9 protein-coding genes and 4 pseudogenes are annotated in these 12,292 nt (G+C 50.8%); 9 read left to right on the forward strand and 4 right to left on the reverse strand.

What is annotated here, in order from left to right; all coding sequences use genetic code 11:
- The first annotated feature begins 70 nt into the window (after nt 1-70).
- From guaB to QY76_RS19190, 9 genes and pseudogenes are all read left to right on the forward strand, one after another.
- Nucleotides 71-1,537 (forward strand): IMP dehydrogenase, encoded by a 1,467-nt coding sequence (guaB, locus tag QY76_RS06395; RefSeq protein WP_034165369.1) that lies wholly within the window; start codon nt 71-73, stop codon nt 1,535-1,537.
- 84 nt (nt 1,538-1,621) lie between these two features.
- Nucleotides 1,622-3,199, forward strand: coding sequence for a glutamine-hydrolyzing GMP synthase (guaA, locus tag QY76_RS06400; RefSeq protein ID WP_034165367.1), 1,578 nt, complete (start codon nt 1,622-1,624; stop codon nt 3,197-3,199).
- 307 nt (nt 3,200-3,506) lie between these two features.
- Nucleotides 3,507-4,698 (forward strand): annotated as a pseudogene (locus QY76_RS06405) (tyrosine-type recombinase/integrase).
- Nucleotides 4,699-4,821: 123 nt separating this feature from the next.
- On the forward strand, nt 4,822-5,451 hold the full coding sequence (locus tag QY76_RS06410; RefSeq protein ID WP_034165365.1) for a hypothetical protein: 630 nt from the start codon (nt 4,822-4,824) through the stop codon (nt 5,449-5,451).
- A 12-nt stretch (nt 5,452-5,463) separates the two neighbouring features.
- Nucleotides 5,464-6,504: a hypothetical protein gene (locus tag QY76_RS06415; RefSeq protein ID WP_338271248.1), complete on the forward strand. Its 1,041-nt coding sequence runs from the start codon at nt 5,464-5,466 to the stop codon at nt 6,502-6,504.
- A gap of 58 nt (nt 6,505-6,562) precedes the next feature.
- Nucleotides 6,563-6,700, forward strand: a pseudogene (locus QY76_RS18655) (IS110 family transposase); the annotation flags it as partial.
- A 273-nt stretch (nt 6,701-6,973) separates the two neighbouring features.
- A pseudogene (locus tag QY76_RS06420) lies at nt 6,974-7,255 on the forward strand (transposase); the annotation flags it as partial.
- A gap of 390 nt (nt 7,256-7,645) precedes the next feature.
- On the forward strand, nt 7,646-8,812 hold the full coding sequence (locus QY76_RS06425) for a low temperature requirement protein A (RefSeq protein WP_034165364.1): 1,167 nt from the start codon (nt 7,646-7,648) through the stop codon (nt 8,810-8,812).
- Nucleotides 8,813-8,912: 100 nt separating this feature from the next.
- Nucleotides 8,913-9,095 (forward strand): annotated as a pseudogene (locus QY76_RS19190) (IS4 family transposase); the annotation flags it as partial.
- Nucleotides 9,096-9,200: 105 nt separating this feature from the next.
- On the opposite strand, the gene QY76_RS17725 reads toward QY76_RS19190, so the two are convergent.
- The 4 genes from QY76_RS17725 to QY76_RS06435 all read right to left on the reverse strand — a co-directional run bounded on the left by QY76_RS17725 (nt 9,201) and on the right by QY76_RS06435 (nt 12,186).
- On the reverse strand, nt 9,201-9,458 hold the full coding sequence (locus QY76_RS17725; RefSeq protein WP_045425639.1) for an SUMF1/EgtB/PvdO family nonheme iron enzyme: 258 nt from the start codon (nt 9,456-9,458) through the stop codon (nt 9,201-9,203).
- 62 nt (nt 9,459-9,520) lie between these two features.
- Nucleotides 9,521-9,835, reverse strand: coding sequence for a DUF202 domain-containing protein (locus QY76_RS19675; RefSeq protein WP_071844122.1), 315 nt, complete (start codon nt 9,833-9,835; stop codon nt 9,521-9,523).
- A gap of 13 nt (nt 9,836-9,848) precedes the next feature.
- A complete protein-coding gene (locus tag QY76_RS17735; protein ID WP_071844123.1) occupies nt 9,849-10,220 on the reverse strand; it encodes a YidH family protein in 372 nt (123 codons plus the stop codon).
- A 178-nt stretch (nt 10,221-10,398) separates the two neighbouring features.
- The gene (locus QY76_RS06435) at nt 10,399-12,186 is read right to left on the reverse strand and encodes an arylsulfatase (protein ID WP_235439453.1); all 1,788 of its coding nucleotides are present in this window, start codon (nt 12,184-12,186) and stop codon (nt 10,399-10,401) included.
- Between the last annotated feature and the right edge of the window lie 106 nt (nt 12,187-12,292).

The raw sequence follows: 12,292 nt of genomic DNA on the forward strand, positions 1-12,292 counted from the left end.
ATTCCGGCCTGTATAATGCCGCGGCAATATTAAATCTGGTTTGACCTTCCTCTCTGGTGAGATATTGCCCATGCTACGTATTGTTAAAGAAGCCCTGACGTTTGACGACGTTCTTTTAGTTCCTGCCCATTCTACCGTTCTGCCGAACACCGCCGAACTTGGCACTCAGCTGACTACCACTATTCGCCTGAACATTCCTATGCTGTCCGCCGCCATGGACACCGTCACCGAAGCGCGTCTGGCCATTGCGCTGGCGCAGGAAGGGGGGATTGGCTTTATCCATAAGAACATGTCCATCGAGCGCCAGGCCGAAGAAGTACGCCGGGTGAAAAAGCACGAATCCGGCGTGGTGACCGACCCGCAGACCGTGACGCCGAGCACCACCCTGCGCGAAGTGAAGGCCCTGACCGAGCGTAACGGCTTTGCCGGTTACCCGGTGGTGACGGAAGATAACCAGCTGGTGGGGATCATCACCGGCCGCGACGTGCGCTTCGTGACGGACCTGGAGCAGCCGGTCACCGCCGTGATGACGCCGAAAGAGCGTCTGGTGACGGTGAAAGAGGGCGAAGCCCGCGACGTGGTGCTGCAGCGCATGCACGAAAAGCGCGTAGAGAAGGCCTTGGTGGTAGACGATAGCTTCCACCTGCGCGGCATGATCACCGTGAAAGATTTCCAGAAGGCTGAGCGCAAGCCGAACGCCTGTAAGGATGAGCATGGCCGCCTGCGCGTCGGCGCCGCCGTCGGCGCCGGTGCCGGTAACGAAGAGCGCATCGCCGCGCTGGTCGAGGCCGGCGTCGATGTGCTGCTGATCGACTCCTCTCACGGTCACTCCGAAGGCGTGCTGCAGCGCATTCGCGAAACCCGCGCTAAATTCCCGCAGCTGCAGATCATCGGCGGTAACGTCGCCACCGCCGCCGGCGCCAAGGCACTGGCCGACGCCGGGGTGAACGCCGTCAAAGTGGGTATCGGACCGGGCTCAATCTGTACCACCCGTATCGTGACCGGCGTCGGTGTACCGCAGATCACCGCCGTCTCTGACGCCGTCGCCGCCTTGGAAGGGACCGGCATTCCGGTGATCGCCGATGGTGGTATCCGCTTCTCCGGCGACATCGCCAAGGCGCTGGCCGCCGGCGCCGCCTGCGTCATGGTCGGCTCCATGCTGGCCGGGACCGAAGAGTCTCCGGGGGAAATCGAGCTGTACCAGGGGCGCTCCTTTAAGTCCTACCGTGGCATGGGCTCGCTGGGCGCAATGTCTAAGGGCTCCTCCGACCGTTACTTCCAGAGCGATAACGCCGCCGATAAACTGGTGCCGGAAGGCATCGAAGGGCGCGTGGCCTATAAAGGCCGCCTGAAAGAGATCGTACACCAGCAGATGGGCGGCCTGCGCTCCTGCATGGGGCTGACCGGCTGCGCGACCATCGATGAGCTGCGCACCAAGGCGCAGTTCGTGCGTATCACCGGCTCCGGTATTCAGGAGAGCCACGTACACGACGTGACCATTACCAAAGAGTCACCGAATTACCGTCTGGGTTCCTAACCCGGCGAGCTGGGCCCGGCGCTGCGCCGGGCCCGCTGAGTTTGTACCGTTTTGCCCGATCAATTTGCCAATACAGAGCCCCTAATGACGCAAAATATTCATCAAGATCGTATCCTGATCCTGGATTTCGGTTCACAGTACACCCAGTTATTGGCCCGTCGCGTGCGTGAAATTGGCGTTTACTGCGAACTGTGGGCGTGGGATGTCAGCGAAGCGCAGATCCGCGAGTTCAACCCCAGCGGCATCATTCTGTCCGGCGGCCCGGAGAGCACTACCGAAGCCGGCAGCCCGCGTGCGCCGGAGTTTGTATTCCAGGCCGGCGTCCCGGTCCTGGGCGTCTGCTACGGAATGCAGACCATGGCCATGCAGCTGGGCGGTCGCGTGGAGAGCTCCACCGAGCGCGAGTTTGGCTATGCCAAGGTAGAAGTCACGGCGCCGGGTCGTCTGTTCGACGGCATTCAGGACGCCCTTAGCGCCAACGGTAACGCCGTGCTGGACGTGTGGATGAGCCACGGTGACAAAGTGACGGCGATCCCGTCTGACTTCACCACTGTCGCTAGCACCGAAACCTGCCCGTACGCCATTATGGCCAACGAAGAAAAACGCTTCTACGGCGTGCAGTTCCACCCGGAGGTTACCCATACCCATCAGGGCCAGCATGTGCTGCAGCGCTTCGTGTTGGAGATCTGCGGCTGCGCCGCGCTGTGGACCCCGGCCACCATCATTGAAGATGCCGTCGCCCGCATGCGTGAGCAGATCGGCGACGACGAGGTGATCCTCGGCCTGTCCGGCGGCGTGGACTCTTCTGTCACCGCGCTGCTGCTACATCGTGCCATCGGCAAGCGCCTGACCTGCGTCTTCGTGGACAACGGCCTGCTGCGCCTGAACGAAGCCGAGCAGGTGATGGACATGTTCGGCGATCGGTTCGGCCTGAACATCATTCACGTCAACGCCGAAGCGCGCTTCCTCTCGGCGCTGTCTGGCATCGCCGACCCGGAGGCCAAGCGCAAGACTATCGGCCGGGTCTTCGTCGAGGTATTCGATGAAGAGGCGACCAAGCTGCCCCAGGTCAAGTGGCTGGCGCAGGGCACCATCTACCCGGACGTGATCGAGTCCGCCGCCTCTGCCACCGGCAAGGCGCACGTGATCAAGTCGCACCACAACGTGGGCGGCTTGCCGGAGGAGATGAAGCTGGGTCTAGTCGAGCCGCTGAAAGAGCTGTTTAAGGATGAAGTGCGTAAGATCGGTCTGGAGCTGGGACTGCCGTACGACATGCTGTACCGCCACCCGTTCCCGGGGCCGGGCCTGGGCGTACGCGTGCTGGGTGAAGTGAAGAAAGAGTACTGCGACCTGCTGCGCCGCGCCGATGCCATCTTCATCGAAGAGCTGCACAAGGCCGACCTGTATCATAAGGTGAGCCAGGCGTTCACCGTCTTCCTGCCGGTACGTTCCGTCGGCGTGATGGGCGATGGCCGTAAGTATGACTGGGTGGTCTCCCTGCGTGCGGTGGAAACCATCGATTTTATGACCGCGCACTGGGCGCACCTGCCCTATGACTTCCTCGGCCGCGTCTCCAACCGCATCATCAACGAGGTCAACGGCATCTCCCGCGTGGTGTACGATATCTCCGGCAAGCCGCCGGCCACCATCGAGTGGGAATGATTTCGCGTCTGGCAACAGCCTGCACGTAAAAGCAGTAAAGTACCTCTAAGTCCGCGTAACTGCGGGCTTTTTTGTTTTTGTGTCTGGCACTTTCTGGCAGCTGTTGGCAACGGGAAGCACGGTTTTTTCAATGGAATTTTTGATGGTACTCTCTGATTTCGAATTCAGGTTTGAAAAAGTACCATGTGATAAATTTCGGTTGAGTTATGGTATTTGTTTTTTATAACTCAATTAAAAACAGAGAGTTAAATGACTTTTCTGAATTTTTTACAACATGGTATTTTTTGATGAAGGAAAACAATAAACCATGTTGACTGACACCAGGCTGCGTCACCTTAAGCCGAAGGAGAAACTCTATAAAGTTAATGACCGTGATGGTTTGTATGTTGCGGTCACTCCGGCTGGAACGATCTCATTTCGTTATAACTATTCAATAAACGGAAGACAGGAGACCGTTACTTTTGGCCGCTATGGTGTTGGAGGGATCACGCTTGCAGAAGCGCGTGAACGGCTCAATGAAGCCAAAAAAATGGTTGCCGATGGAAGATCGCCTGCGAGGGAAAAAGCCAGAGATAAAGCGCGTATCAAAGATGCGGAGACTTTTGGTGCGTGGGCTGAGAAATGGTTACGCGGTTATCAAATGGCTGAATCGACGCGTGATATGCGGCGTTCGGTATATCAAAGGGAGGTGAAGTCAAAATTTGCCCAGCAGAAACTGAGTGAGATTACGCATGAAGACTTACGCGCATTAACCGATAATATTGTCGAGAGAGGAGCACCGGCGACAGCTGTACACGCCAGAGAGATTGTATTGCAAGTCTATCGCTGGGCTATTGAGCGCGGTCAGAAGGTGGAGAATCCAGCTGATCTGGTACGTCCTGCAAGCATTGCAAAATTTGAACCTCGTGACAGGGCATTGACGGCAGGTGAAATCGGGTTGATGTACCGTTATATGGAATGTGTAGGCTCGACGCCATCAATCAGAGCCGCAGTTAAACTATTACTGTTAACGATGGTACGTAAAAGTGAGCTTACTAACGCGACCTGGGATGAGGTCAATTTTAGTGAAGCTGTATGGACGATACCAAAGGAGAGGATGAAACGACGCAATCCACATTTGGTTTTTCTTCCCCGACAGGCAATGGATATTTTGATTGCACTCAAAACCTTTGCCGGTAGCTCTGATTTTATTCTTCCTTCGCGCTACGCATTCCGATGCGCCAATGAGTAGCGCTACTTTAAACCGGGTTTTGACACTGACGTATCGCCTGGCTCAGAAAGAAGGGGAGTTGTTGCCTAAGTTTGGTCCCCATGACTTACGGCGTATAGCCAGCACCTTGCTACATGAGGCCGGGTACAATACTGACTGGATTGAGAAGAGCCTTGCTCATGAAAAAAAAGGGGTACGAGCTGTTTATAACAAGGCTGAATATCGTGAGCAGAGGGCTGAGATGCTACAAGATTGGGCGAATATGATTGATGAATGGACTAGTAAGTAGTTAACAATCAGTAAGTTAAGTGGATATGCTTCTTTTGTCTACGCTAGGAGAGTAATTTTAGCCGCTAAAATTTACTGAATCTTTACTGGTTTTATCTGGATTGCATAAAAAGGAAAAATAAGAGTGCCTGAGTTGTCTGTAATTATACAATGGATGAATCAATACCCTAAGACCGGCTGGCTATTGCTGTTTATCTATATTGTACTCGGTGTAGTTCGTCACAGAGTAATTAATGCTGAATCTGGTAGTGTCTTTCGTGGACTACTCAATCTTAGGAAGCGCCGGCTAGAGCAAATGCTTACACAGCCATATTTGAATAAAAATGCGGTCCGTCTGGCAAAGCGTGAGCTTCGTCAGCGCAGCCTTTATCGGCTCACAGGCTTGTATAATTATCGGCTGCAGGATTTGGCTGTAATAATGTGTGATCGTTATGGGTTGCGGGCTGGTTATCTCAAGCCGTGGCGTAACTGGCTCGAAGAACGGGATGGACGGATTGTGTTCAACAGGAAATGGCATTGTTTTCGCTGGCGTCTTTTTCTGGCAGGTCAGATTGCAAACGCAGTTCTACTGATAGTATTCATTATCTATATAGTTTCTCATGCTTCGGCCGAAATGGTCGCACCGTTTATGATGCTCTTCATACTTGTATGGTGGTTTCCGTGGCTAATGGTGACCTTGGTACCCGCCCCTAGGTGGACTCGCGAAATGGAAGTCTATCTGGAGAAATTTAACGGTGAACAGACCATGGTCTAGGAGTATCCATTATTGCCATGCATTTTAGAGAAGCATCGTCTTCTTATCATTTCCGGGCCTCCGGGTGTAGGCAAAACGATATTGGCCGAGATGCTTTGCTACACCTTCCTGAGTGAGCAGTGGGAGCTCGTTCCCATCCGTAGTCTGGAGGACGGCTTCGCTGCTATTGCCGACAGCAAAAAGCAGGTATTCCTATTCGACGACTTTTTGGGAAAGGTTGCTCTTGACCGGCAAGCTTTGGCGTACAAAAATTCTGATTTGGCGCGGTTCATGAGCCGAGTACGTCGCTCACCCAATGCCCGTTTTATTCTGACGACGCGGGCGTACATCTTTGAGGAAGCCCGGAGGGTTTCAGAACATCTTGGCGATCAGCGCCTCGATGTAACGAAGTATGTACTCGATGTTGGTGTCTATACACGCCAGATCAAGGCACGGATTCTTTACAATCATCTTCTCGTCTCAGAGACACCTCAGCCGTATATCCGGGCCCTATTGGAAAGCAATAAGCTTGGGGAAATTGTTGATCATAAGAACTATAACCCACGTGTTATCGAGGCCATGACAGACGCATTTCGTGTCCGCGATATTGAACCTGCCAACTACCCTGCAGATTTTATCGACGCGCTGAATAATCCTCGCCAGATTTGGGACACCGCCTTCCGCACACACATCGATCATCGGTGCAGGCACCTTTTGATAGCGATGTTTTTTCTGGCGGAGTATGGGGTATCCTTGGTGACCCTTCGCTCATCTTTTGAGCCCTTACATACAGCGATGAGCAGAACCTACGGCTTAGCGCACGGGCCTAAGGATTTCGAAGAGGCCCTTCGTATCCTAGAAGGGGTTGTACGCCGGAACCGCCGAAATTTCCGGGATGGGGTTGTAAGCGGCAAGCCGCCAAAATTTTGTATATTCCGCCGAAAGCGGGTGATGGATCTGGCGTGTAGGGGTAGTGACCGGGTAGCAGCGATAGCTGCCAACTTTTCTTTCCTGTGGATCACCGGAACTGCTGAAAGCTGGTTTCAGACCAGTGAAGTGAGGTTTAAATGTTGATTTCTTCGTCGTCTCAAAAACTACATCTGCCTCCGAACGCTCAGGTTCGCCGGCGAGGATAACGGAACTGATAAAAAGAAGGCCTGTCAGCGTAGCTGTGGTGAGTATGGCCAACAAACTGGCGCGGACTGTATGGGCTATCACAGCCCATGGCCGTAAATACGATAAAAATCATGTCAGTATCAGGCCGTATTAATCGCTGATATCGATAAAAATCAACGCTTACAAATGGTGCATGCTGAAAGGTTGCTATGGTGGCCAGAGTTATGATCAAGACAGGTAAGACCGTGACTTGCTAAACCTGAAGGGCATCCAGAGCTTAAAGCTCGTAATGGGAATAAGGGGCAAGTCAGCGAATCTCATAGTGGCCCGCAGCTCTGGCTGTGTTAAGGCCGGATATAGAGCTGCAACCTACCTGACAAAGTCAAAACAATGGACGCCTTGCAAAACGGGATGCGTTCATATAGATGCCCTGAACGAATACTGCCGCAATGGCTGGGTGGAGATCGACAATAACCTGTGTGAAAACGCCCTCCGGGTGGTTGCGCTGGGGCGTCGTAACTACATGTTCTTCGGCTCTGATGGTGGTGGCGACAGTGCAACAGTGATGTACAGCCTGATAGGTAGCTGCAAACTTAACGGCATCGAGCTGGAAACGAGGCTACGTCACGTGATCAGTGTCATCAACACCTGGCCTGCCAACCGCGTGAAAGAGCTGTTGCTCTGGAACGTTACTCTCTCTGTAAACTAATTTTTACCCCACGTCCTTCACGGTGCGCTTACGTTCGAATAAACCAGTTCAATCAAGGTAAATGGTTGCACACTTTGCCTGAAGCAGCTAGATGACCAGCAGGGGGAGTGCGCACGGGTAATAAACACACTGGTGCGTGATAAGAGGGCGAAGCTCATGCTTCGCCCTCTTATTTAATCTTCCAGGGACACCACATCGACCATCAAAAGCTTCCTTATTCCGTACAGCCTGGCCTTACAGGCGTCCGGCGGACACCCGAAACCGGTAATAAGATTTTCCCAGTACATACGCCGGATTTTGCTGATTTGCGGGTAACTGACTGGAATTACTCTGTTGTTCGATTATTATTGCCACGCAGTCTGACAACATACTTATTACTAAGGTAAGATTATGGCTCGAACCCTGCTTCGCTCCCGCGATGGCCACGGCGCCAGTGTTTCATTTTCAGAGCTGCTTTTCGATCTGATTTATGTTTTTGCAGTGACCCAGCTTTCTCACTACCTGCTACATCACCTGACGCTGACAGGAGCCCTGCAAACGCTGGTGCTGTGGTTCGCTGTCTGGCTCGCCTGGCAATATACCGCCTGGGTCACTAACTGGTTCGATCCTGATACTCGCCAGATCCGCTTACTGCTTTTCGCCATTATGCTCCTGGGGCTATTTGCGGCGGCGGCCCTGCCAGAAGCTTTTGGTGAACGCGGAATGGTTTTCGCGCTTTCGTTTGCCGCTATTCAGGTAGGCCGCTCGTTGGTCATCCTGCGTTTACTGGGTCGGGATAATCCGTTAAGGAAGAATTTTCAACGGATCCTGGGCTGGCTTTGCATCTCAGCGCTTTTCTGGATCATCGGGGGTTTTACTGAAGGTCACGCCAGGTTGGCTCTGTGGGCCGTTGCGGTGCTGTGCGAATACCTTTCACCCATGTTCGGGTTCCGTCTGCCAGGACTGGGGCGTTCGGACAGCAATCAGGAATGGACTATCGAAGGTCATCATTTAGCCGAACGTTGCCAGCTGTTTGTGATTGTCGCACTAGGTGAAACAATTCTTATCACGGGAGCCACACTAAGTGAGCTTGAGTTTTGGAGTCTCCCCATCGTCATTGCTGCACTGGTTGCCTTTGTCGGTAGCCTGGCGATGTGGTGGGTTTATTTCGATACCAGCAGCAAAACAGGAAGTCATGCCATTACTCATTCGAAAAATCCCGGTCAAATGGGAGCCTGGTTCCACTATATTCATGTCGTGCTGGTTGGGGCAATTATTGTCTGCGCAGTGGCTAATGAACAAGTGATTGCGCACCCCGACGAGCGCATACAGTCCGTAACCGCCGTCGTGTTAATCCTCGGCCCCGCTATTTATATTCTGGCTAACGTTGTGTATAAGCGCATCATTCACGGCAGATTCCCACTGTCGCACCTTATTGGCCTGATTGCCTTTATCGTGTTGTTCCCGCTGGCGTTTCACACGGATTTACTGATGGTTAGCGGTTTAACGACGGTGATTCTGGTAGTGATTGGCATCTGGGAAAGCCTTTCCCGTGACAAAATAACAACGGGTTCATAGGTCTAAAGTCGCCAAATCAAGGTTATCCAGGTACATCAAAGACTGGGCAGCGAGGCAGTTCGAGGGGGATTCACTGAAACTGCACTGCTCTGTCACTCATCCACACTGGTACGGGTTGACGCTGCTGCCCATGGATGGCGTGGTCTGGCGAACGCCAGAAACTCCTTAGAATTATGCCTCCTTCCCGCGACAGACTTATGCCAGCCAGACAGCACCTTATCCGCAGATAAAAATGGTCTACCAGATAGAGCTGAGCAGCCATCTGCTGACGGCCGCCGCCTTTCGTGCGTTGAAGGAAAGCGAATAGGTTCTTTGTAAGCGCACCACCAAGGCTACCTCACAGGCAGAGATTTGATATTATAACGTTAATAATAACTGATTGAAAATCCTAACCATCAAGAAGTGCCGGATCTGCATCAGGAAAATCCTCTATGACAGTTTTTTCCGCAGTGGTTACGTAACCGGTGTCATTAATGAATTGAGCAAATTGTTTATTTGTTACAGGGGTAATATCAATCCAAAACCCATGAACATGCTTAGGCCTGACCGGCCGCTCCTCCGGATAATGCAGGTTGGATCCCATATTGAACTCGCCATCGTTTATCCTGCGCATATTGTCGTATGAATGAGGTACAGCTTTTTTCATAAGTAAATCCTACATGTTTCAAATGGGAGTAAAATAAATAATTTTGCAAAATGTCGGTTCCTCTAAGGAATACCCCACAGTTCAGCAAGATAACATAAACCTGACAATACCACTGATACGCTAAACGACAACAGCAGGAAATATCTGAGCGGGTACCGAGTGCTAAGGGGAGGAATTTTCAGAGAGTCGTCAACTGTATGGTTCAGGGTAAAACTGCACAGAGCTGCAGCAAACATCATCATCCCTGCGACAGCGTATGAAATTTTTTCACACAGTATGGCCTGTCTGAAGAAAAGTACCGCAATTGTAAGTGCTAAAAAAGTGGTTCTGGCCCAGGCAAGAGAGGTGCGTTCTGGTTGCAGTCCGGGATCGCGCATGATTATTTCACCATCATGCCATAAAAATCATATACATAATGACTACAGCAATGGCCAGCAGCCAGACGGATAATATTGGTAATAACTTCGAATAAGATAAGTCATCATCGTGGCGCATTGCCTTTTCATTTTGTTTCCAGCGTCTCCAGGCCATGCTTCCCAGAGCGATTGCTCCGAGCGTCAACATCGAAGGCAGCAAATAACTAGCAAGATATGAATCTGTGTGGCTGGTAAGTTGTTGAATACCAACAGCTCCTGCCAGCAGTGCCAACGCTGTACGGATCCATGCCAGGAAGGTGCGTTCGTTTGCGAGAGAAAACCGATAATCTGGACGTTTACCTCGTTGCCACCATTTTGTGGGGGAAGAACCGTTATTTTTTTGCATATTCTTATCTGCCCGTTTGAGAGCTAATCTTATATACTGCAGGAAAGGAACTAATCATCTTTACTGCTCAAATCAATGGAGTGCTGGATAATGAATGGGGCTTCTGTAAAATGAACGAAATTTACGAGTCACCCCTTATTCCTATAGCCACAACGTTCAGGTAAGATTTAATTCCCAATCAGTTTTTTATGCCATCCTGCATACTGTTGTTTTTATAAAGTGTGGGATCAGGCTGAAATGCCGTTGGTTGGCTATATTTTTCTGCCTCCTGTTGCCATATTTCCTTCATTTTTGATAGAATTTCCGGATTCTGGCTTGCTAAATCTGTGGATTCGGAAAAGTCTTTTTCGGTATCAAATAATTCCCATTTGTCCTGAGAGAAATCGGTATTTACGTCATGCATGGCAACCGCACGCCATTTTCCCCAGGTAATAGCGCGTTGTCCACGCAACTCGAAGTACTGGATATCGCGAGTTTTCGCCATATCGGAATTTAATGTATCAAGTATAGATTTTCCTGCAATCGGTAGTTGCTTTTGGCCGTCCACAGAAGCAGAAAATTTTGTTCCTGTTGCCTGTAGAATGGTTGGTGCCAAATCAATGATGTTGACATATTGATGCCGAATAATTCCCGGGTTATCAATATGCTGAGGCCAGGAAATAATTAATGGAGTCCTGACTCCACCTAAATATGGCCAGAGTTTATATCTGCGGAATGGTGTAGTACCGGCATAGGCCCATGGGCGTTGATACAGCATATATGTAGAAGCGCTGCCGGCTTCGTCAAGACGTTTATCCATTTCCTCAACCGGCATTTTATCATTATAGGCGACCTGGAAACCCCCATGTGGCCCTCCTTCGGAAGCGGCTCCATTATCGGTTAAAAATACGATCATTGTATTATCATACTGACCCGTTTTTTTAAGCGTATCGATTATCCGACCAATCTCATGATCGGTATGGGTTAGGAAACCGGCGTAGGTTTCCATAAACTTTGAATAGACTCTTTTTTCAGTTGGATTTAAAGAGGCCCAGGCTGCATCGCCATTTTCTCTCGGTGGTAATTTGGTATTGGTAGGGATGATGCCCATTTTTATCTGTCGTTCGTAACGTTGGCGCCGTAGCTCGTCCCAACCTTGTGAGTATAACCCTTTATATTGCTGAATATAGGTGTCAGGTACCTGATAAGGTGCATGAGCAGCTCCGAATGCCAGGTATACAAGTTTGGGCTTTTTTGCATCTTTTGTTATAGCATCAATCGCGTGATTAACAATATCGGTAGAAAAATGGTAACCGCTCGGGTGTTCAACTTTAGGTAAAACTGTATTATTTTCTACCAGGTCCGGATGATATTGGTCAGAGTGGCCACTTAAAAAACCGTAAAAATAGTCAAACCCGCGTTGCCGTGGATAAAAGGGTTTATTCCGCTCTGTATTGTCTTTGTATAAAGGAGCCATATGCCATTTACCAAATGCATAAGTTGAATACCCGTCGGCCTTAAGTACTTGCGCTATATTCTGCGCGTTCAGCGGTATTTCTCCACTGTCAGACGGCCCTGATCCCAGTGGGACCTTTTGCGATGGTGTTGGCTTTCCTTTCGGTGGGAGGTCAGCCATATTGACCGTATGGTTGTTTCGACCGGTCAGTAGGGAGGCTCGTGATGGCGAGCACATAGCTTTCGTATCGAATTGATTATACCTGACGCCTGAGCTGGCCAGGGCGTTGATATTTGGGGTTTTAATTTCTGAACCAAAGGCTCCAAGGTCAGCAAAACCGACATCATCAAGTACAATAAGTAGCACATTCACCTTTTCATTCGGAGCCGTGTGTGAGGCAGCGAGAGCGGAAGGCGTAGCTGCGAGGGCTGCAAGGACAAACGCGCCGACCACGGTTATCCGGGTACGTTGAATTAGTTGATCTGTCAATGATTGCTGGCACGATTTGTGGGTAGAGGAGGCTTGTTTCATATTTTTCTCCTTATATTTCATTGTATAACTGGTTTATGTATTACATTGATCTCTCTGAATGTATCCGAAGCTATTCATGATGCTCGATTGAGAAAAGTTTTTTGTA

This window comes from Edwardsiella sp. EA181011 (assembly GCF_000800725.1).
GTDB classification, from domain to species: Bacteria; Pseudomonadota; Gammaproteobacteria; order Enterobacterales; family Enterobacteriaceae; genus Edwardsiella; species Edwardsiella anguillarum.